This window comes from Eubacterium sp. AF36-5BH, from assembly GCF_003460505.1.
GTDB lineage: Bacteria > Bacillota > Clostridia > Lachnospirales > Lachnospiraceae > Eubacterium_G.
This window is the reverse complement of the sequence record NZ_QTVG01000006.1, coordinates 18,969-42,235: the sequence shown is the minus strand read 5'-3', so window position 1 is coordinate 42,235 and position 23,267 is coordinate 18,969. Positions and strand designations below refer to the sequence as shown.

Genomic DNA, 23,267 nt, shown 5'->3' with positions numbered 1-23,267 from the left:
AAAAAAAGCTCTGGAAATATCTTTCCAGAGCATATAACTATCAATATAAATTTTAAATTTATTCCATATCTTCTTTCATCCAGACTTTACTGTCGGCTTCGGAGTTTCACCGAATCATGCCTTCCGGCTCGTGGGCTTTACCACCGGTAGGGAATCGCACCCTGCCCTGAAGATTTATTCAATTTTCATTTAAGACTATACTCTACATATATCTAAATGTCAACTTTATTTTTTAATACAATTCCTTGTTTAATATTTTTATATTCTTTAATTTGCTCATTACTACCTTATTCAAAAATTTTTCACATATAATGTCTATGCACGCACATACAATAAAAATCAAAATAACACTTGTGATTGCACTCACTATTAACATTGCTCCACCTTCCAAATACTTTTCCGGACACTTGATAATATCATTCCATAAAAAGTATCTCATCGTGTCACTGTTAGCATGTATCAATAAAATACCGAATGTTGTTTTTGACAATGTATTAATTATTTTGCTATTTTTAATATTTATGTTCTTAAATAAGATAAATAACATAATTGCCATTGTAATAGCCATAAATTTATTAGCTCCAATGACAAAATGATATATATCAATTTTCATTGTGTAATTAAACACATAGATGCTAATACATATTACTACAGCAGAAATAATTGTGCCTACTAATCCCACTCTAAAATTATCCCATTTTTTGTTACCATATTTTCTTATAAAAGCTCCAATTAAATATACTGTAATGTACCATCCCAATCCTTCAAAATTGTCTCTAACAAATAAATATCCCTCACTGTCTATCTGAAAAAAGAACGTGCTAAAAATAGAATATAATGCTATTAAAATAGATAGTAATATAATCATTTCCTTTTTATTCATAGCATTTATAAGCTTATTAATAAAAGGAATCAACAAAAATAATGCCAAATATAAAGCTACAAAACTATCATATCCTGTTCCATAGTTTTTTATAAAAGGAACAAATCCATACAACAGATTATATTTTCCTAAAGGATAATATCCTGCAATCAGAAAAGCCCCATTAATTACCAGAAAGTAAAAAGCATATTTCACAACCAAATTACACCACTTTAATAATGTGACTGATTGTTTACACATAAAAAAACCTGTTATGATTATAAAGCCATCAATAGCAATCTTTCCACCACATCCGAATATTTCTATCCCTATCATTTTTGCTGACATTTTAGCTGGTGTAAAGAACGCTTTTATACCGGAATTTACCACCTAATGATGTGCTATTACCATTATAATCAAAACAATTCTCAACAACTCGATATTTGATTTTCTCATTTTTTTTATTTCCATTTTTCGCTCTTCCCTCCTAAATTTTGACAATTATCTTTAATTATAACACACAATAGTCTATGTTCAATAAATTCTTCGAAACACCAGCTAATAACACCAAATTTCAAATTTCTACAAGAAAGGATGTCGCTTACGACATTCTACGCACCGAGTGCGTGTTGCTTTAGCAACATTTTTCCTTTCGCGCGAGTGGGCATCCATAGTGGAACGTTTTTTATATAATAAGAAATTTTGAAGGAATTTCTTATTATATAACAAAGCTCTGGAAATACATTTCCAGAGCTTCTAATTATCAATATAAATTTAAAATTTATATTATTAGTTATTAATACACTCTCTTTATAAGCTATCTTTATAATTTCACAACATTGCTCCATTTTGTGTACAATGTCTTGCCACCTTTTTTTCTATACGCTCTATATTGGAATATGCTTTTTACGTCTTTAGGTGCAATTTTATTTTTGCTTACAAACTTGCCCATTTTTCTGTCAAGTTTACCATAACTTGGAATGTAACTTTTTTTAGTTTTCTCCACAAAAGTCTTTTTGATTTTTTTATTCTTTTTACTACTAATAGTTATTTTTACCTGATAACCTTTAGCTGTGTCAACATCATTCCAAGTAAATGGATATAACATATAAGGCTTTATCTTTTTAAAAGATTTAGTGTAGCTTATTTTTGTAACAGTATTCAATGCTCTTTCAGCCATTTTCACTGAATTGGGCAAATAAATTTTCTTTACTTTGGCTGTGTAGAAAGCATTTTTTCCAATGTTTTTTACTTTAGGACCTTTAACTGTCTTAAGTTTGCCACAGTTTGCAAAAGCCTCTTTTCCAACATCTTTAACATTTTTTAAATTGATTTTTGTTAGATAATTACATTCTGAAAATGCATAGTCTTTTATTTTGTTTACATTATTTAAGTCGATATTCTTTATGTAACTTCCTGCAAATGCATGTTCTGCTATCACTTTAACTTTCTTAGGAACCGTTATATCTACAACTCCGCAACCGGCAAATGCATAAGTACCTATTGAAGTAATGTTGTCTTCCATTTTGATAGTTTTCAACTGTGCATTATTAAATGCATGTTCCGCTATTTTCTCAACTGTTTCAGGGATGGTATAGCTACCACCAATATTCTTTTGTCTTGGATAATAAAGTATAGTCTTTTTGTCTTTTGAAAATAAAATTCCATCTTCTGACATATACTTAGGATTGTCTTTATCAACATTTACACTTTCAATGCTATTCATTGTCCAATGCCAAATTTCATCTATACTTCCGGTATAATTTTTGTCTATTGTTATTACTCTGTAATCTGAGCCATGCTGAATTTTATCTATGCTCACTTCACCGCCTGTATTCTCGCTGGCACCTACAATATTTACCTGAAAACACATAGTAAACGCTAATAATATTAGTAAGAATTTTTTCATAACTTTCTCCTCCTTTAATCTGCATCATGCCATGAATCATAAACCATATAATCACTCCACTTTGTATACACTTTTTTATTCTTTATGTATTTATAGGCCCTTACCTTTGTTTTTATAAAATAGTGCTTATACTCCGAAAAAAAATCTATTTTTAAATTTTTGTCATATCTAAAGTCGTAATTTAATTCTCTAAATTTATTTAAAACTTTTTTTCTTATTTTCTTGTCATAGACATTTTTTGATGTTTTTGCCCTTACAATTTTCTTGTCTTTTGGTTTAAATCCACTATATATTACGCTCTTAACATCATAGCCTTTTGCTTTTGAAATCTTATACCATCTATTACAGCTATATACATATGGCTTTATTTCTTTAAATTTTTTATTAGTTTTTATTAAAATATTGCTGTCTACAGCACGTATATCCAGCTTTGCCTTCTGATTTAACTTTATTTGCTTTATTGCGGTATTATTTATACCCTGTTCTTCAATTCTGCTAATATTATTTGACACAATCTCTTTTAGATTTTTGCATTGTGAAATTCCATTAGAATTTATTTTTTTTGCTTTATTTAAATCAATCTTTTTCAATGATGTACAATTATAAAAAGCCTTATTTTCTATAACTTCGGCACTTGTAATTAACTTGTATGACTGTGATTTACTTCTTGGAAAATAATATAAAATCTTTCCATCTTTTGAATAAAGCACCCCGTCTATAGCCTTATATTTTGAATTTCCTTCTGCCACTACAAACTCTTTTTTACAATCTACATATTGGTATTTTGTGTTGTACACTGCATCACCACGATAATTTTCATCAATATAAATCTTATCGTATGATGTTCCATGTCCTTTTACATCTTCAATATTAGTAATATTATCATTTGCACTAACACTAATCCCAAATAATATTGTTGTTACCAATATACTAAATATCATTGTTACTTTACATAGTTTTTGTTTCATAAAAAAACCTCCTTTGAGAAAAAAGAAAAGATTACTTGCTAAATATGTAAGTAATCTTTTCTTCGCTTAAATTGTTCTACATTGTTTTAATTACTTCATACTCTATTTACATTATACATTTTTTTTAATTAATTCAAATAACGGTGCAAGAGTTTTCACATTATTTTATCTATATACTTTTAAACGTAGGATTTTTACTATTTATTGCATTAGCAAATTAAAAGTTTAGCAAATAAAAAGGTAAAAAAAAAGACTGTGCCTTAACATTTTCAAGCTGTTAAAGTACAGTCCCTTCGATTACTACTATGTTTTATTATAATTCTTCACCATTGGAAGCTATTACCTTTTTGTACCAGTCAAATGACTTCTTTTTGCTTCGTTTTAGTGTGCCATTACCTTCATTATCTTTGTCAACATAGATAAATCCGTAACGTTTTTTCATTTCTCCTGTTGTAAATGAAACACAGTCAATACAGCCCCATGGTGTGTACCCCATAAGTTCTACCCCATCGTCAATTACAGCTTTTTTCATTTCTTCAATGTGAGCTTTTAAGTAAGCTATTCTGTAATCATCATCGATTGTTCCGTCTTCATTTACAGTATCAATTGCGCCAAATCCATTTTCCACAATAAATAGTGGCACCTGATATCTTTCATATAACAAATTAAGTGCATATCTAAGTCCAATTGGATCAATCTGCCAGCCCCAATCACTTGTTTTTACATAAGGATTTGGAACGCTTCCAGGGAAGCCATCTACACCATTTCCATCTGCAACATGGTCGGCTTTTACAGCATTTGTCATATAGTAACTTAATCCTACAAAGTCAACAGTACCTTCTTTTAATATCTCCCTGTCTCCTTCTTCCATTTGAACGTGAATGTTTTTCTTTTTCCACTCAGGCCATACATAAGATGGGTATTCGCCTCTTACATGAACATCACCAAATAGATAGCGGTCATGCATTGCTTCAACTGAATACATCATATCTTCCGGTTTACATGAATATGGATATAATGGAACGCACGCCATCATACAGCCAATCTTAAAATCAGGATTAATTTTATGTCCTTCTTTTACTACCATGGCACTTGCCACTAATTCGTGATGTACCACCTGATACATACATTCTTCAGGATGCTTTTCATTATTGAAAATCACACCTGAGCAAGTATATCCGAAAAGTGGATACTCATAGTTCTTCTGGTTATTAATTTCGTTAAAAGTCATCCAATATTTTACTTTGTTTTTATATCTTTCCATAACGGTTAGTGAGTACTTTACAAAAAAATCGATAACTTTTCGATTTTTCCAGCCCCCGTACTCTTTCACAAGATGATATGGCATTTCGAAATGAGATAGTGTTACCACCGGCTCAATTCCGTATTTTAGTAGTTCATCAAAAAGATTGTCATAGAATTTTAATCCTTCTTCATTTGCCTGTTCATCATCCCCATTTGGGAAAATTCTTGTCCAGGCAATTGAAGTACGAAAACACTTGAATCCCATTTCAGCAAATAACTTTATGTCTTCCTTATAGTGCCCGTAAAAATCTACTGCTTCATGATTTGGATAATAATATCCATCTTGTACTCCATCTGTGATTTTCCTATCTACACCATGAGCTCCGGCTGTTAAAACATCGGCTATACTTACGCCTTTGCCTCCTTTATTCCATCCACCTTCTACCTGGTGCGCGGCAACAGCTCCACCCCATAAAAAATCTTTTGGTAACACGCCCATATCCAACTCCTCTCAATTATACTGTTAAAAATGCAATATCCTTAACAGCTTCCTTTCTTCCTGATAAAACCTGAACATCCTTTGATGTATCAGTTGTTATAAACATAACTGTTGTATCGTAGCCTTCTTTCTTAAGAAGTTCCACGTCAAATTCCACAAGTAAGTCACCTTTCTTGACTTTATCTCCCTGTGAAACATAAGTTGTAAAACCTTTTCCTTCAAGCTTTACTGTATCAACACCAATGTGAATTAATACTTCTGCACCATTTCCATCTGATAAGCCTACTAAATGGCCTGTTGGAAATACTGCGTCAACATTACCATCAAAAGGTGCATATACTTTTCCATTTTCAGGTTCAATTCCTACACCTTTTCCCATTGCTTCTGAAGCAAAAGCTTCGTCTTTTACCTGATTTACAGGAATAACATTTCCTGTTACAGGTGCTACAAATTCACTTGTAGCCTCACCATTTGTTTCTGTTGTTTCATTTGATGTTTCAATTTCCTTTGTTTCATCATCTGCTTCATCTTCAAAACCAACAATGTATGTAAGCACTGCACCAAGTACGAATGCTACAACAATTGAAATTACCAAGCCGATAAATGGTGTTAAATGGCCAGCCTTAAAGTAAGCAGGTAATGTAGCAATACCAGGCATATTGTAGCTCCATGACACTGCATGGAAAGCTCCACCAATAGCACCACCAACTGCACCGGCAATACAGCCACAAATCATTGGTTTCTTTAATCTTAAATTGACACCATAAATTGCAGGTTCTGTAATACCGAAAAGTCCTGTAATTGCTGCTGATGCTGAAACACCCTTCATGTCTTTATTTTTTGTCTTAAGGAAAACTCCAAATGTTGCACCTGCCTGTGAAAATACGGCTGATGCCTGAAGTCCTGTAAATGTGTCATAACCTAAGTTTGCGTAGTTTCCTACTGTTACAGGTGTAATTCCCCAGTGAACACCGAAAATTACAAGAACTTCCCATAAGCCACCTACTACAAGTCCGGCAACTATAGGGCTTAAATTGTATAATGTATTGTAAATACCACCAATTGCTCCACCGATTGTATTTCCAATTGGTCCAAATGCTAATAAAGTAAGTGGAACCATAATTGCTATTGTAAACATTGGTGTAAATAAGTTTCTAATAACGATTGGTAAATATTTATCGAAAAATTTCTGTACGTATGATGCAATCCAAATTGATAAAATAATTGGGATTACTGATGATGTATAGCTTAAAAGCTGTACTTTCATGCCTAAAAAGTAAACAGGTTTTGCTGCATTAACCATTGCAATGTAATCCGGGCAAACAAGTGCACAGGCAATAACTAATGCAATAAATGTATTAACACCAAATTTCTTTGACGCTGTAACTGCTATAAGTACAGGTAAAAATGTAAATGCTGTCCATGAGATAAAGTTTAGAATCTGATATGTACCACCTGCTGTATCAATTGCATTTAATGCAACTAAAACACCTAAGATACCCTGAAGAATACCACATGCTGCTAATGTGTATAAAAATGGAGCAAATATTGCAGAAATTACATCAATAATTCTACTTACTATACCTACTTTTTTGTTTCCGGTTCCTTTTGCTGCTTCCTCATCAATTGTAACCATCTTAATCATGTGCTCGTAAGCGTCCTTTACATGATTTCCAATTACTACCTGAAACTGTCCCCCAGCCTGTACTGTAGTAATTACTCCTGGAATTTTTGCTACTTTGTCTTTGTTTACTATTGATTCGTCTTTAAGTATAAATCTAAGTCTTGTAGCACAATGAGTTACATTGGTAATGTTGTCATTACCGCCAAGTTCTTTTAACAGCTCCATAGCTGTCTTGTGATAATCGATTGCCATGTTTTTCTCTCCTTCTCTTCTATATTTCCGTCAATTCTTTATCAACTAAGAATATTTTATCATACAAGATTTTTATTTCTACAAATCTGCGTTTTATGTAACGTATGAGGACGAAAAAAATATGTTACAAAGCCGTAACACCTTGTAACATATCCTTGATTAATTTTCATTTATTTAATTTCTACGATTGTGCTCCTATTTTTCTCATGATTTTCGTTTAAATAATATGATTTGTCTGCTTTCTATCTTTTGTTTTCTTTTGATAAAATCTACAGCCTTCTATCTTTTGTCTTTATTTGATAAAATCTACAGCCTTCTTCCAATTGCCTCTATCAAATAAATGACAGGTATCTGGGTTGTTGTATTAACATGATTACCATGTTCATGGTCCGTAACATAATAGGTCAAATTATAATCAGAAAGATTTGATAAGGTTGATGTTCCCTTATTTGTAATACTGATTATTTTACATTTGTTCTTTTTAAAATCATTTGCCATTTGAACTATCTGTTCTGTTTCTCCTGAAACGGAAAGTGCAATTACAACCGCATTCTTTATGCCTTCCATAATAGGAAAATATGGATCCTCTATGTACTGACTGAATTTTCTCAAATTTGAGAAGAATCTTGCACCGTATTTTCCAAGGATACCGGACGTACCAAGTCCAATAAAAATAACCTGGTCAGCCTGTCTTACAACCTGGGCAATTTCATCCAATTCCTTTTGATGTATGCCGGAACCTATTTTATAAAAATACTCCTGTATCTCCTTTACATCTTCGTTGTTCTTTTTGTTTTTCTTTGTCTCTTCTTCAAGATACATTTTGAATTTCACTTTAAATTCAGAATATCCATCAAAACCTGCTTTTCTGCAAAAACGCATAACAGTGGCTGTTGATACATGAACCTCATCAGCTAACTCTCTTACAGTCATGTATTTTACTACATTTTTGTTCTTCATAATGTAGTCATAAACCAGCATCTCCATATCATTAAACGACTTAAGAATTTCGTAATTAAACATATTGTACCTCTTTACAATCTAATTAATCGCACCAATTTTATATTATACCATAAACCGAATGTATATGGGATGTTTAACTACAACTTCTTCATATAAATACTAAATTTTAAAATTTGAATTTGAATATTATTTTTTAATTGGATACTTTTTTACGTTTATGCCAGAACTTTTCCTTCAGGGAAAACTGTTCTGAAAACTTTTCTTACTAATGTTCCTGCTACGATTAACTGTAACGGCAATGCCATTATAAAGTTAAATGGTATGTTATGTAACCATATAAATAATACATTTGACCACTGACCTGTAGTAACTGAAACCTCTACAGCTCCGTATAATGACATGATAATTACCATAGGTACGACCATTGAAACTGACACACAAATTGTTGTTTTTAATGGGCCATCACCTGGCTTTACAAGAAACTTAAAGGCAAAACCCTTTGCTAATCCTGAAACAACAAACCAGTCACAACACATTGCAAAAATATAAGCAATTGGAAATCCCAACCAGGCTTCCTTTATCGACGCTGCTGACAAGCCTCCCATATTAAGTGATACGTTATAAATACTCATAACAAACACCATTGTAAAACACATCATGACTGTAAAAATCAAACTTTCTCTCTTATTATGTGGCATTTTTTTCTCCTTAAACTCTGTAGCTTATTTCAGGAGCCGTTTCAGGCTTCGGGGGGGGATTTTCCACAGTTTAATTATTTGTAATTACCTGCCTTGATTTCACTACTTTTTAATTATTTTTTACCGCAAAAAGTTAGCATAATAATTTTTTGTTGTCAACTGACTTTTTTGAATTTTTTCCTATTATAGTGTAAAATATTAATGTACTTATATAATTCAGAAACTTCTATATAATAAACGATTATATTCAGTAAGTATTTTAAACAAACACGAATATGTTTTCTTGCTTTATGTTAAATATTTCTGATGATTTTTAAGTCACTACTAAAGAACAAGGAGTAACGATTTTGAAAAAATTATTATGCATTATTTTAACCCTTGTAACCATAACTCTTACAGGTTGTGGTTTCGGGGATAGCACTATTCGTTTTGGTGCTGCAGGACTTGGTGGCATGTACTATTCTTTCAGTACGGCTTTTACGGAGCTTGCAACAAAAGAAAACGACAAGCTAAAATTTGACGTTAAGACTACTGCCGGTTCAGCAGCTAACTTACGTCTTTTGTCAAAAAACTATATTGATGTAGGTATTTCACAGATGGATTTAATTGATGATGCCTACTATGGAACACCAGAATTTAACGGCAAGAAATACAACGGCTATTCAGCAATTGCCGGTCTGTACAAAGAAGCCTGCCAGATTGTAGTCCTTGATAAGTCTTCAATTAAAACCCTTGATGATTTACAAGACAAAACAGTAAGTATCGGTGCTTCTGAGTCAGGTACGGAATTAAATGCCACACAAATTCTTAAAGCCAGCGGTTTGTGGGATAATAATTTAGTAAAAACAAAAAATCTTGATTACACAGATGCGGCAAAACAATTAGAAGATGGTGAGATAGATGCTTTCTTCTGTACTTCAGGTGTGCAGACAACTGTTGTTGAGGAGCTTGCAAAACATGCCAGTATCCGCTTTATTGATATTGACAGCAAGTGTACCAAGAAGCTAAAAGCATCTTACAAATTTTATGATTCATTTACTATTCCAGCCAATACATATACAGGCCAAACCAAAGATGTTTCAACACTTTGTGTTAAGTCAGTATTGTTAGCCAGAGATGACATGTCAGAAGACACTGTAAAAGAATTAACAGCCCTTCTTTTTAAGCACGCAAAAGATTTCCAGTATTCACTACAGGCTGATTTGGATTTCAACGAAAGCGATGCTACAAAGGGTATAACAATTCCTTTCCATCCGGGAGCCTGTGCTTACTATAAGGAAAAAGGAATTACAGTTTCTTCAGAAGACAAGAATTAAAAAGAAAGGAAAAGTATATTGATAAATAACTTTCATAATGAATGTTATTACAGTATATTGGAATAAAATGAATATACAGTTAGATATGTATCAGACACTTGCCATAGCAGTTGTAGTGTTGATACTTGGACAATTTTTAAAAAGCAAAATTGATTTTCTTGAAAAATTTTGTATTCCTGCACCGGTTGTAGGTGGTTTACTTTTTGCAATATTCACCTGCATCTGTTATGCAACAGGTTTAGCAGAATTTTCATTTGACGATACTTTAAGAGAAGTTTGCATGGTATTTTTCTTTACATCTGTAGGTTTTCAGGCAAACTTAAAAGTTTTAAAAAGTGGCGGAAAGTCTTTAATAATTTTCCTGGCACTTGTTGTTTTACTTATTATTTTTCAGAACGGTTTGGCCGTTGGGGTATCAAAATTATTAGGACTTGATCCATTAATTGGTTTGTGTACAGGTTCTATACCAATGGTTGGTGGGCATGGTACTGCCGGTGCCTTTGGACCGGTTCTTGAAGATTTCAACATTTCAGGTGCCACAACAATTTGTACAGCTGCTGCCACATTCGGTCTTATTGCCGGAAGTTTGGTTGGTGGTCCAATTGGTAGAAAACTTATTGAAAAGAAAAACCTTATGAATACAGTTACAACAGAAGATGACAGCCTGTTAGTTGAAGACGAAATCAAGCATGAGAGACATACAAACATGTATGCCGCAGCAGTTTTCCAAACTATTTTAGCTGTTGGTCTTGGAACTATTTTCTCTTGGTTACTCACAAAAACAGGTATGACATTCCCAATTTATATTGGTGCAATGCTTGCTGCCGCTCTTATTAGAAACTTAAGCGAATACTCAGGAAAATTCACAATTCACATGGGTGAAATTAATGACCTTGGTGGTATTTGTCTTTCATTATTTTTAGGTATAGCAATGATTACTTTGAAGTTATGGCAATTAGCTGACCTTGCGCTACCTTTAATTATTCTTTTAGGTGCACAGCTTGTACTTATTTTCTTTTTCACATACTTTGTTGTTTTCAATGTTATGGGAAGAGATTACGATGCAGCAGTTTTATCTGCCGGTACATGTGGGTTCGGTATGGGTGCCACACCTAATGCCATGGCAAACATGCAGGCTATTTGCGACAGATATGCTCCATCAATTAAGGCATACCTTTTAATTCCTTTAATAGGAAGTTTATTTGCAGACTTTATTAACAGTTTAGTTATTACATTCTTTATTAATTTTGTTTAATTTTATCGGAGGAAAAAGTCATGAAAAAAGATAACGACAACAAAGGAAAGATTAACCTGTCATTTGATAATTTAGCAATTCCTGAAGTTCACTTACACAGAACTCACAAGGGCAATGCAAATGCAGATACAAATAACGAAAACACTGTAAAAAAATCAGTGGATTCACAATCAGTTGAAGGTAATGAGTCAACAGATTCAAAAAAGAAAAAACCATCAATTAGTTTTGATTCAGTTGCAATTCCTGAAATTCATATAAAAAATAAATAACGATAAATCTTATTTCGTAAAACTGTTGATTTAATAGTAGTATTTTGCTATTATGTCATAGGATTATATAAGTTCATAATACGGTTGAACGTTTCTACTAACTGCCTCAAATAGTTTGCTATAATCTCTTTATTAGTGTAACTATTTGTAGCAGTTTTTTTGTGCCCTGTACTAAGGAGGGACCCGTTCTTTTAGAATGGGAGGATACCTTAGTGCTTGTACTAAGGAGGGACCCGTTCTTTTAGAATGGGAGGATACCTTAGTGCTTGTGCGCAAGTAGGTAATCAATTCTCTTCGAGAATTGGTTACATTATAAGGAGGATTTTTAATGAAGAAATATGATGTAATTATTATTGGTGCTGGTCCCGGCGGTATTTTTGCAACTTACGAGTTGTCAAAGAAAATGCCCAACCTATCCATAGCAGTTTTTGAAGCAGGTCACAAGCTCTCCGGAAGAAAATGCCCTATCGACGGAGACAAAATACCTAACTGTATTCAGTGTAAAAGCTGTTCAATTATGAGTGGTTTCGGTGGTGCCGGTGCTTTCTCTGATGGTAAGTATAATATTACCAACGATTTTGGTGGTACACTTTACGAGCACATTGGTAAAAAACACGCCATTGAATTAATGGAATATGTAGATGAAATTAATATGAAATATGGCGGTGAAGGTACTAAGTTATACTCAACTGCCGGCACAGGTTTCAAGAAAATCTGCATGCAGAATAAATTAAAACTTCTTGATGCATCAGTACGTCATCTTGGAACTGATATTAATTATATTGTTTTGGAAAATATTTATAAAGAACTTGAAGATAAAGCAGATTTCTATTTTGATACTCCTGTTACCTCTATAGAGCATTTAGATGATGGATATTTAGTTCATACAAAAGACGAAACTTTCCACAGTGAAAAATGTGTTGTTTCTGTAGGCCGTAGCGGAAGTAAATGGATGGAACATGTTTGTAATGAAATGGATATTCCAACTAAGTCAAATCGTGTAGATATCGGTGTTCGTGTGGAACTTCCTGCTGTTATTTTCTCTCATTTAACAGATGAATTATACGAAAGTAAAATTGTTTACCGTACACAGCAGTTTGAAGATAATGTTCGTACATTCTGTATGAATCCACATGGTATTGTTGTTAATGAAAACACTAATGGTATTGTAACTGTAAACGGTCACAGCTACGAGGGTGAAGAAATGCAAACAGAAAACACTAACTTTGCCTTACTTGTAGCAAAGCATTTCTCTGAGCCATTTAAGGACAGTAACGGATATGGCGAAAGCATTGCCCGCCTTTCAAACATGCTTGGTGGTGGAGTAATTGTTCAGCGTTTCGGTGATTTAGTTAGAGGACGTAGAAGTACCGAAAACAGAATTGAGGAAGGTCTTGTAACTCCTACTCTTGCTGCAACTCCAGGTGATCTTAGCTTGGTTTTACCAAAGCGTATTTTAGATGGTATTATTGAAATGATTTATGCCCTTGATAAAATTGCTCCCGGTACAGCAAATGACGATACTTTGTTATATGGTGTTGAAGTAAAATTCTACAATATGGAAGTAGACATCAACGACCATCTTGAAAGTAAATATGACGGCTTATACATTATTGGGGATGGCAGTGGTGTTACACATTCACTTTCACATGCCTCAGCAAGCGGTGTATTTGTTGCAAGAGATATTTGCGATAAAGTACAGGCTTAATAAACAAAAAGTACAACTATTTATGAGTTCAGCCATTCCTTGGCAAATCATGTTTCATAAATAGTTGTACTTTTATTTTTAATTATCTTTCAATTATTACAAATTTATTTTTTAACCATTTTCCGGCTCTGTCTGATTTTGATTTTCAACATTTGCGATTTGACTTACTTTTATCCCAAAATTTTCTTTAAGTCTTCTTCCGGTGTGCTAATTGGTGATATATTGTAATTGTCTACAAGTATTTTCAACACGTTAGGAGAAATAAATGCCGGCAATGTTGGTCCCAGAAAAATATCTTTTATACCCAAATGAAGCAATGTTAGTAAGATACAAACTGCCTTTTGCTCATACCATGACAATACCATTGACAATGGCAATTCATTAACATCACATTCAAAAGCTTCTGCTAATGCTATTGCTACCTTAATTGCAGAATAGGCATCATTACACTGACCCATATCCATTATTCTTGGTAGCCCATCTATGTCACCTAAATCTAAATCGTTAAATCTGTATTTTCCACAAGCTAATGTCAAAATAATTGAATCCTTAGGTGTTTGTTTTACAAAATCTGTATAATAATTTCTACCAACTTTTGCACCATCACAACCACCTACCAAGAAAAAGTGACTGATTTTACCCTGCTTAACACCGTCAATTACCTTGTCAGCAACTGATAAAACAGTGTTGTGAGCAAATCCTGTTGTTACGAATTCACCGCCATTTATACCTGTCATTTTGTGGTCTTCACTATAGCCACCTAGTTCCAGAGCCTTCTCAATTACAGGTGTAAAATCTTTATCTTCACCAACGTGTACCATTTCTGGATATGACACAACCTCTGTTGTAAACACTCTGTCCCTGTAGCTTTCCTTAACAGGCATAAGGCAGTTGGTTGTAAATAAAATTGGTCCCGGTACATTATCAAACTCTTTCTGCTGGTTCTGCCATGCTGTACCAAAGTTTCCTTTTAAGTGGCTGTACTTTTTAAGTTCAGGATAACCATGTGCCGGTAACATTTCGCCATGAGTATAAATATTGATTCCCTTGCCTTCGGTCTGCTTAAGCAATAATTCTAAGTCTTTTAAATCGTGACCTGATATTATTATAAATGGACCGGCTTCAATTGTTAGTGGTACCTTTGTAGGAACCGGAGAACCATATGCACTTGTATTTGCCTTGTCCAAAAGTTCCATACATTTTAAATTAACTTCTCCAACTTTCAATACTGTTTCTAACAACTTGTCCCCTTCTAAGTCATAGCTTATTACTGATAAAGCTCTGTAGAAAAAGTCGTTTACTTCCTTATCTTCCATCCCAAACATTAATGCATGATATGCGTATGCTGCCATACCTCTAATTCCAAACAATATAAGGGATTTTAATGAGCGAATGTCTTCATCTGCATTCCATAATTCTTCCATATTGTAATCATCTGTATTTCCACATCTGGCTACACAGGCAACACAGCCTGGTACAATTCTGTCTTTTTCCTGATGAACTTTTTCAATCATTTCCTCTAAAGTATTGTCATTAAAGTTTACGTTTGTAACTGTTGTAAATAAACCTTCGATAATAATTCTGTCTGTATTTTCTGTTTTCTGATTATTGCCGCATGCCTTTGCCAAGCCAATCAAAGCACCTGTCAATTGGTCCTGCAAGTTGGCTGTGTTGGCTGTTTTACCGCAAACACCAATACTCTTTGTACAACCACTACAACCTGCTGTCTGCTCACACTGAAAGCAAAACATGCTATTTAAGTTTTCTAAATTTGTTTTTGTATTACTCATTTTTCTCATTCTCCTGTTTTTAATTATATTTTTATTATTTTCTTTTTTTGTTATTATTTCTTTAGTTAAACAAATTGTGTATTCAACTTATTACACAATTTGAAATTTATCTGTTTTTATTTCTTATACGCAATTTAAGATTTTCCTGTTTTTATTACTAACATATGATTTTTAATTTTCTTATTTTTATTATGTGCATACAATTTTATACGCAGCTGATTTAAGTTTTCATTAAGAAATTTTAATCAAGTATTTCTCCATTAATTGATACTGTTACAACTCTCCATGGAATGAATTTCCCACTGTTTTGAAGAGCATTTTTTGCAGCCATTTCCAAGCCACCACAACATGGAACCTCCATTCTAATAATGGTTACTTCCTGAATATTATTTTGTTTAATTATCTCTGTAAGCTTTTCGCTATAATCCACCTCATCAAGTTTCGGACAGCCAATGAGAGTTATTTTTCCTTTCATAAACTCTTCATGAATGTTAGCGTAAGCATAGGCTGTACAATCCGCTGCGATTAAAAGTTTTGCGCCGTCAAAATATGGGGCATTAATAGGAACCAGCTTAATCTGACATGGCCACTGTCCTAGTCTTGACTGTTGCTTTCCGTAAGAAGTGACAATTTCTTCGTTATTTTCATTATTGTTCAATTCTCTCATTCTGCTTCCGGGACAGCCACTGTGTTTCTCAGATTGAACTTTTTCTGTATTACTATGATTCAAAACTTTCATTCTACTACCAGGGCAACCACTTTGGTTTTCAGACTGTTCTGTTTTTTTCTTCTTCATATTTTCCATAACTGCCTCATGGTCATAAGCCTTTGCCTCGCGCTCTACAAATGTTATGGCACCTGTTGGACATGATGGTAGGCAATCCCCCAATCCGTCACAGTAATCATCTCTAAGCAGTTTTGCCTTTCCATTAACCATGCCAATTGCACCTTCGTGACAGGCTGTAGCACAGGCTCCGCATCCATTACATTTTTCCTCATCAATGTGTATAATCTTTCTAATCATTACAACCTCCTAATATAATTTGTAATTTTTAATCCTTATTTTGCAATTAAACTTTTCTCACAAGCTCCTACGCAAATTTGAATTTCCATAAGCAATTTGTTTTGCGTTCTTTTTATTTTTGTTTTAATGTATTTGTTGCTTTACAATGGTTATTATATTAGAATGAAATTATTATTTACGTTGTTATAACCACGTTTTTTAAACTTTTTTTAAAAGGATTTATTATATGAAATTATCTAATTTAAAATTTTTAAACGATATATCAAAATTAAAATTTTTCAAAAATGTCACTATTGACGAGTTGCAGGAATTAAACAATCTTGGGGCTTTTTCTGAAAAGTTTTTTCCTAAAGGCAATATTATTTTTCACACCGGCGATGTTGTTTCAAGAATGGGAATTGTAGTAAAAGGACAGGTTTTTATTGAAAGTAATGATTTGTGGGGCAATCGTAGTATTCTTAGTGTTGTTGAAAAAGGACAGGCTTTTGCAGAATCATACGGATACACAAAATCTCCTATGTTAGTAGATGCCGTAGCTGCCGAAAATTCTACTGTTGTATTTTTTAATTTGAACGTATTGCTGGAAGAAATTTATCAGTCTTACTCATGGCAGTTTAAAATCCAAAAAAATCTTCTGTTAATTGCTACAAACAAAAATATTATTTTATCAAATAGAAGTTTTTGTACTGCACCTAAAACCATACGGGAAAGACTTTCAATCTACTTTTCCCAACAGGTTATGATTAACAAAAGTAATGAATTTTCAATTCCATTTAACAGGCAACAGCTTGCTGATTTTCTTAATTTGGATAGAAGTGCCTTGTCTAAGGAGCTTTGTAAGATGAGAGATGAAGGTATGATTGAATTTCATAAAAATCAATTTAAACTAAAGGAATAAGACTGCCACTAATTGGCAGCCCTTATTCTTTTAATTTTCATTATGTTATGTATTATCTTATCGCAAAAAATATAGCTACAGTTTTTTCATACTGTAACTATAGCTATATTTCTTATACTATTCTATTCTTCAATTACTGCTGTGGCAATTGCATTTGGTTCCACTTCCATTTCTGCGCAATAACCATTTAATCTCAAGTATGCAGGAATTTTTTCTTCTGTTCTGTTAAGCATTACTACTGCAATCTTATTATCTTTCTTAAACGCAGTAACATCTAACCTGTCTGTATATTTTGTAAATCCAATTCTTACTGCACCTTTTTCAATAAAATGGCTAAAATGCCACAAGTGACCACATATATTACTTTCAATTAACTTCTTATTTTTTGTGTCATATAAATATGGTGCGTCACAGAAATTCCCTACGTGATTTGGTCCACCTATTTCATCTAACACAATGTTCCAGTCTAAAAATGTGTTCATGCCATTATTGAAGTTTCCTATAATATCATGAGCATACTTTTGCGCATTTTTCAAATAATCTGTTGCTGCAAATTTGCTGTATTCAATACAAGCCTCGGATAAAAGTAACTTCTTATTTGGAAACTTTTCTTTAATCATCTGCAAAGCTTCAAAATGATCACCGCTGTACCAATGGAACGCGATTCCAGCAACCATATGGTCTGTTTCTTCATCAATAATTGTATTAGCCCATTCAAAAGCTCGCTCTTTATTATGATCCCAAATATAGATTTCAATATCATCTAACTTATGTTCCACTAATGCCGGCCACATATATTTTTTCAAAAATTCTTTCTGCTCCTGCGCTGTATATATACATGAGTCCCAGGTTTGGACAGCCTTAGGTTCATTTTGCATTGTAAGCTTTGTTACTTTATAGCCTCTGCTTCTGTACTCTTCAATGTATCTGCAAATATAATCTGCCCAACGTTTTGTATATTCCTTTTTTAGCTTGCCACCATAATTTCTGTCTCCATTTGTTTTCATATAAACCGGTGGGCTCCATGGTGATAACATAATTTCAATCTTTTCTTCATACTTCTCTTCCACATCATCTAACAGCGGTATAATATATTTTTCTACCCTCTCAAAGGAGAACTTATTAAAGTTCTCATCTGCTTCATCTGAATCAGCCTCGTAATGCTCCAAAGAGAAATCACAACTGTCAATTGGAATTCGAACTAAATCATATTTCATGTTATCTTTTCCAAAATAGTTTAATATCATTTCTTTCTTCTGTTCATCATCCATTAATGAATAAACATATCCTGCTGAATCTGTTAAAGCTCCACCGAATCCTTCTACCTGTTGGTACTCAACTTCAGGATATAAGTTAATTAATTCATTTTCCCTTTCATCATCTTTAATAAAAGTAATATTTTCATTTACTGTTTTCTTTACATTATCCTTATATGTAGTTGTTATTAAATTTAATTTCATAATTATCTCCGTTCCGTTATCTTAATTTCTATACAAGCCCCTCTCTTTTGCCAATTCTATACTGCTTTGGGGAAACACCTTTTATTTTCTTAAAGACTTTTGAGAAATATTTTTCATCATTAAATCCAACTTTGTATGCAATCTCATATGTTTTCAAATAATCCTGTTCCAAATAGCAACATGCCCTGTCCACACGAACAGTATTGATATAATCCACGAAACCACAATGTACGTTCTGATTAAATAAAGATGACAAATATCCTCCTGATATTCCAAGCTGTTCTGCCACTTCTGCAAGCGATAAATTTTCAGCATAGTTTTCAGCAATATATTCAAAAGCCTGATTTACTAAATGATTTGTCTGCTTCCCTTCTCCGGTTATCTTAATTTTTTCTTCTTTTCCAATATACTTATCTGCCAATCTGTTAAGACACTCTAAGATGTCTGTTGCTCTTGTAGGTTTAAGCAAATATTCTTTTGCTCCATACTTTAATGCCTGCTGTGCATACTTAAATTCATCATATCCACTTAGTATTATAATTACTGGATTAAGTCCTGCCTTTATAGCTTCTTTCATTACTTCAATTCCGTTTTTTAATGGCATCTGCACATCTAACAAAATCATATCCGGCTGAAACTTTAATACAGCGTCTATAGCTTCCTGTCCGTTTTCTGCCTCATATATTTTGTCAAACCTGTCTGTGTGCAACTGTAAGTATTTTACAACTCCTCGTCTTATTGTATCTTCATCATCAGCTACTAATAATTTTACTGACACTATACTTCCTCCCCTTCATAAGGCAATATCAAAATTACCGTTGTTCCAACTCCGATTTTACTATTAATTTCTAATTTAAAATTATCTCCATATTTTAATTCAAGTCTCTCTTTTATGTTTTTAATAGCATATCGACCAATTCTTTGCTTTGCATATTTGTCTGTTTCCTGTTTCCAGATTTCCTGTATCTGGTCCTTGCTCATTCCAATTCCCGTATCTTCTATTTCAAAATGTAAGAATTCTCCTTCTCTTTTTCCTGAAAGATTTAATTCACATGGTTTACTTACATTTTCAAAACCATGTACAATTGCATTTTCAACAAAAGGCTGAATAATAAGCTTTGGAATTTTTGCTTTATTAATGTTTTCATCAACACTAATGTTATAATTTAGTCGCTTTGAAAATCTCATTTTTTGAATTTGCAAATATCTGGCTACCAGTTCTATTTCCTGACCTACAGTTATTACACCTTGTCCTTTGCTTAAAACCAATTTGAACAACTGGGACAATGCGTAAACGCTTTCTGCTATATCATCATCTCCGGCTTCCGTTGCCTGCCAATACAATGAATCCAATGTGTTATACAAAAAATGGGGGTTGATTTGAGATTGTAGTGCTGCTAACTCACTTTCTTTTTCTTTCAGAGTTATTACATAGTTTTCGTTAATTAATTTTTCTATATCTCCAACCATTTTGTTAAAACACCTTGCCACTTCACCGATTTCATCACTTGTAGATACTCCCACCTGCTGATTAAAATCACCTTTGGCAAATTTTCTAATGGCTTCACTCACCTGTCTTAAAGGCTTTGTGAAAATATTAGAAATAATCACCAACAATGGCAATAGACCTGCAAGCATTCCAACTAAAAGTAAAATAGGCATGTATGCTATGTCATAAGCCTGCATCTGCATGCTATACTTTGGAACTACCTTACAGATAATACTTGAGTTTAATCCCATTTGACTACATATTATTTCATAATTCCTGTATGAAAAATGTTCTTCTCTAGTATTGTATTTCTGATTAACAAATTTCTTGCTTAATAGATATTTGTGTACATCTTTATTGATTTTTCCGGCACCGGCTATTTCACCACCGTTTTTGTCAATGACCACAATACCTGTTTCATCACCATCAACTATGCTTTCGCATAGTCTGGTGAAAGGCTCCTTATTAGTACCAATAACAAGGTAACCTAAATTTTTATTATGAGCAAGATCCACTATTTTTCTATACAATACGATCTTATCTGAACGATTGGTTGAAAAAGTATCTCCGTAACCTTTGCTGACACTTTTCCACATCATACCGTTTTCACATTTTGTAAAAACATCTTTATATGTTTTTGTACTTTGTACTGTCTTTTTGTTAGCAATATATGAACTTCCATCCATACATCTTAAATATGATCTTATCCCATTTTCAGGATAGATAGCTACTGTACGAATGTTTCCTTTTATAGCCATCATGTCCTGAATTATCTGCATCGGTGCCTCTTCAAGCCACAACTTTGCATTTTGATTTTTGCTACTACAATCAGTAGTCTTTAGGAGTGCATTAATATCGCCATTAATGCATATATACGTTGAGAAATCTTTTATTTCCGTTTGTAACACATTAATACTTTCCGATAGTGTATTAATGCCTGATATGTCTTTTTCTAATACTTTGTTAATTTGATTATTGTAATTGTAAATTACAAGTACAATACATACTGCTACTAAAACAGGGGTTATAATTAAATACCCATAAAAAATCAACTTTTTCTTTACACTTAGTTTGCTGACCCACTGCTTTAATCTTTTCATATTGTTTCTTCCCTCGCTATATCATCTAAAATTTTAGACTTTAGATAGCTTAACGTTCATCGGAACATTATTATAATATCTTTAACCCTTAACGGCTCCCATAGCTACACCCTTTGTGATATGCTTATTTAAGATAATATAGACAATTACTGCCGGCGCTGCTGTTAATGCCATAACCGCAAACTGTACAGCATAGTTAGAAGAATACTGCCCTGTAAATTCTAACACCGAGAATGGAAGTGTTTTCCATTTTGGTGAACTTAAATATGTACTAGCCATCATGAATTCATTCCAGTTGTTAAGGAATGCCATAATCGCAACTGTTGCAATTGATGGTTTTAACATAGGTGTTATTATTCTAAAAATAATTCTGTAAATACCACAACCGTCCATAATAGCGGCTTCTTCTAATTCTAATGGTATCTGGTCAATAAAACTTGTCATTAAGAATAATCCCTGTGGCAATGAGAATGCTACATAAGGAATAAGCAATGCCCAAATAGTATCGGTTAATCCCAACTGACTATATATCTTATAGTTTGGAAGCAGTGTTGCGTGAATAGGAATCATCATTCCCATTAATAATAATGTTTTAGTAAAACCGCTAAGTCTCCAGCGCATTCTTCTACAGGCGAATGCTGTCATTATGGATACTAAAACTACTATTACTACCGCAAGCACATTTATAAGTATACTATTTTTGAAATATAATAGGAAGTGTCCATCTACAAAAGCTTTTACATAATTTCCCCATTGTATTTTTTTCGGTATGATTAAAAGTCCACTTGTAAACATTTCATTGCTGCTCGCCAATGAAAAATCTATAAGCCAGATAAGAGGGAATATCTGTATAATTGCTATTATAATCAGCACAATCCACAAAATAGGTTTTGTGATTTTTTTCTGTTTCTTTCCTGCTGTCTTCATACTATACCTCCCTTACCTTTCTTATTCTCTGTCTTTGTTGTCTTTTTAACTTTGCAACATCTTTGTCTTCAAATACTTTATTCAAAAGCACTGTAACTATTAAACAGATAATAATGAATACAACACCAATGGCATTACCATATCCGTATTTGAAAGCTTTAAACGCCTGCTGGTATAAATAGTTTGCAGCAAACTGTGTGCTGTTTCCAGGTCCACCGTTTGTCAACAAATATACTGTTTCCATCTGTTTTAAAGCTGAAATAACCGCCATTGTTACGTTTACCTGAATAACCGGCTTCATTAATGGAAGTGTTATTCTTAAAAATGTCTGTGTTTGTGAAGCTCCATCAATAGCGGCTGCTTCATATAAAGTAGGATCAATGTTTTTAATTCCTGTGTAGTAAATTAACATTCCCCAACCAAATCCATGCCAGATTAATACTATAAGCACTGACCAAATAGCTGTGTCCGTGCCGAACCAGTTTATGTCACCTTTTCCGCCAAATGCTTTAATTATGTTGTTCAATAACCCAAAGTCAGGATTGTAAATAAATTTCCAAAGGTAAGCAATTACCGCAACAGAAATTACATTTGGAATGAAGTAAACGCATCTAAAGAAATTTTCCCCTTTTCCTCCAAGTTTATCTAATACTGCTGCTACAATCATGGCAAGTGGATGCTGTATGCAGATAAAACCAATTGCTAATAACAAAGAGTTTCTAAGTGATATTGCAAATGCCTTATCGTGCAATAATTCTTTATAATTTGCCAAGCCGATAAAATCTGCTGTTCCCATTCCTGAATAGTCTGTAAAACCATAGTACACACTTAAACATATAGGTGCTAATATTGCAAAAACAAATAATAACAGCCCTGGCAATACTAAGCTTAAAATTACAAGTTTATTACCATATAATTTCTTCACCTCATTCTCCTTCCCCTATCTTTTTAGATAGATATGACCGTCAGGGATAATTCTCTGGCGGTCATATGTAGATTTTCAATAATTAT

Annotated in this window: 19 protein-coding genes and 2 riboswitches; of the genes, 5 read left to right on the top strand and 14 right to left on the bottom strand. The window is 33.2% G+C overall.

Going from position 1 to position 23,267, the window contains the following annotated elements; genetic code table 11:
- Positions 1-63: 63 nt before the first annotated feature.
- A riboswitch (FMN riboswitch) is annotated at positions 64-178 on the bottom strand.
- Positions 179-232: 54 nt separating this feature from the next.
- The 7 genes from DW006_RS07295 to DW006_RS07260 all read right to left on the bottom strand — a co-directional run bounded on the left by DW006_RS07295 (position 233) and on the right by DW006_RS07260 (position 9,020).
- Positions 233-1,210 (bottom strand): acyltransferase family protein, encoded by a 978-nt coding sequence (locus DW006_RS07295; RefSeq protein ID WP_147337640.1) that lies wholly within the window; start codon positions 1,208-1,210, stop codon positions 233-235.
- A gap of 475 nt (positions 1,211-1,685) precedes the next feature.
- Positions 1,686-2,771, bottom strand: coding sequence for a leucine-rich repeat domain-containing protein (locus tag DW006_RS07285; protein ID WP_117999700.1), 1,086 nt, complete (start codon positions 2,769-2,771; stop codon positions 1,686-1,688).
- A gap of 14 nt (positions 2,772-2,785) precedes the next feature.
- Positions 2,786-3,739 (bottom strand): leucine-rich repeat protein, encoded by a 954-nt coding sequence (locus DW006_RS07280; protein ID WP_117999699.1) that lies wholly within the window; start codon positions 3,737-3,739, stop codon positions 2,786-2,788.
- Positions 3,740-4,052: 313 nt separating this feature from the next.
- The gene (locus DW006_RS07275) at positions 4,053-5,483 is read right to left on the bottom strand and encodes a 6-phospho-beta-glucosidase (RefSeq protein ID WP_117999698.1); all 1,431 of its coding nucleotides are present in this window, start codon (positions 5,481-5,483) and stop codon (positions 4,053-4,055) included.
- Positions 5,484-5,499: 16 nt separating this feature from the next.
- Positions 5,500-7,359 (bottom strand): beta-glucoside-specific PTS transporter subunit IIABC, encoded by a 1,860-nt coding sequence (locus DW006_RS07270; RefSeq protein ID WP_117999697.1) that lies wholly within the window; start codon positions 7,357-7,359, stop codon positions 5,500-5,502.
- Positions 7,360-7,665: 306 nt separating this feature from the next.
- Positions 7,666-8,382, bottom strand: coding sequence for a MurR/RpiR family transcriptional regulator (locus DW006_RS07265; RefSeq protein WP_117999696.1), 717 nt, complete (start codon positions 8,380-8,382; stop codon positions 7,666-7,668).
- Positions 8,383-8,537: 155 nt separating this feature from the next.
- Positions 8,538-9,020, bottom strand: coding sequence for a DUF2798 domain-containing protein (locus DW006_RS07260; protein ID WP_117999695.1), 483 nt, complete (start codon positions 9,018-9,020; stop codon positions 8,538-8,540).
- A gap of 347 nt (positions 9,021-9,367) precedes the next feature.
- Here DW006_RS07260 and DW006_RS07255 point away from each other — a divergent pair, with 347 nt between their 5' ends.
- The 4 genes from DW006_RS07255 (at position 9,368) to DW006_RS07240 (ending at position 13,568) form a co-directional block, all read left to right on the top strand.
- Positions 9,368-10,336, top strand: a complete 969-nt coding sequence (locus DW006_RS07255) for a TAXI family TRAP transporter solute-binding subunit (protein WP_117999694.1) — start codon at positions 9,368-9,370, stop codon at positions 10,334-10,336.
- Positions 10,337-10,403: 67 nt separating this feature from the next.
- Positions 10,404-11,591, top strand: a complete 1,188-nt coding sequence (gene gltS / locus DW006_RS07250; protein ID WP_117999828.1) for a sodium/glutamate symporter — start codon at positions 10,404-10,406, stop codon at positions 11,589-11,591.
- A gap of 20 nt (positions 11,592-11,611) precedes the next feature.
- Positions 11,612-11,860: a hypothetical protein gene (locus DW006_RS07245; protein ID WP_243002595.1), complete on the top strand. Its 249-nt coding sequence runs from the start codon at positions 11,612-11,614 to the stop codon at positions 11,858-11,860.
- 43 nt (positions 11,861-11,903) lie between these two features.
- Positions 11,904-12,001, top strand: a riboswitch (purine riboswitch).
- Between the two features lie 187 nt (positions 12,002-12,188).
- The gene (locus DW006_RS07240; RefSeq protein ID WP_117999692.1) at positions 12,189-13,568 is read left to right on the top strand and encodes an FAD-dependent protein; all 1,380 of its coding nucleotides are present in this window, start codon (positions 12,189-12,191) and stop codon (positions 13,566-13,568) included.
- A gap of 170 nt (positions 13,569-13,738) precedes the next feature.
- Here DW006_RS07240 and hcp read toward each other — a convergent pair whose 3' ends face one another.
- Positions 13,739-15,358 (bottom strand): hydroxylamine reductase, encoded by a 1,620-nt coding sequence (hcp, locus tag DW006_RS07235; protein WP_347475099.1) that lies wholly within the window; start codon positions 15,356-15,358, stop codon positions 13,739-13,741.
- Positions 15,359-15,599: 241 nt separating this feature from the next.
- Positions 15,600-16,382, bottom strand: a complete 783-nt coding sequence (locus DW006_RS07230; RefSeq protein ID WP_117999691.1) for a 4Fe-4S binding protein — start codon at positions 16,380-16,382, stop codon at positions 15,600-15,602.
- A gap of 226 nt (positions 16,383-16,608) precedes the next feature.
- Between DW006_RS07230 and DW006_RS07225 the strand changes: the two genes are divergently transcribed.
- Positions 16,609-17,280 carry a Crp/Fnr family transcriptional regulator gene (locus DW006_RS07225; RefSeq protein ID WP_117999690.1) on the top strand — a complete coding sequence of 224 codons (672 nt, stop codon included), beginning with the start codon at positions 16,609-16,611 and terminating at the stop codon, positions 17,278-17,280.
- A gap of 122 nt (positions 17,281-17,402) precedes the next feature.
- On the opposite strand, the gene DW006_RS07220 is transcribed toward DW006_RS07225, so the two are convergent.
- The 5 genes from DW006_RS07220 to DW006_RS07200 form a co-directional block, all read right to left on the bottom strand.
- Positions 17,403-18,740, bottom strand: coding sequence for a glycoside hydrolase family 30 beta sandwich domain-containing protein (locus DW006_RS07220; protein ID WP_117999689.1), 1,338 nt, complete (start codon positions 18,738-18,740; stop codon positions 17,403-17,405).
- Between the two features lie 28 nt (positions 18,741-18,768).
- Entirely contained in the window at positions 18,769-19,518 is a 750-nt protein-coding gene (locus DW006_RS07215) for a response regulator (RefSeq protein WP_117999688.1), read from the bottom strand.
- Positions 19,518-21,329 (bottom strand): histidine kinase, encoded by a 1,812-nt coding sequence (locus DW006_RS07210; protein WP_117999687.1) that lies wholly within the window; start codon positions 21,327-21,329, stop codon positions 19,518-19,520. Before DW006_RS07210 ends, DW006_RS07215 begins: the two co-directional genes overlap by 1 nt.
- Positions 21,330-21,410: 81 nt before the next feature.
- Positions 21,411-22,256 carry a carbohydrate ABC transporter permease gene (locus DW006_RS07205; RefSeq protein WP_117999686.1) on the bottom strand — a complete coding sequence of 282 codons (846 nt, stop codon included), beginning with the start codon at positions 22,254-22,256 and terminating at the stop codon, positions 21,411-21,413.
- Between the two features lies 1 nt (position 22,257).
- On the bottom strand, positions 22,258-23,181 hold the full coding sequence (locus DW006_RS07200) for a sugar ABC transporter permease (RefSeq protein ID WP_117999685.1): 924 nt from the start codon (positions 23,179-23,181) through the stop codon (positions 22,258-22,260).
- Between the last annotated feature and the right edge of the window lie 86 nt (positions 23,182-23,267).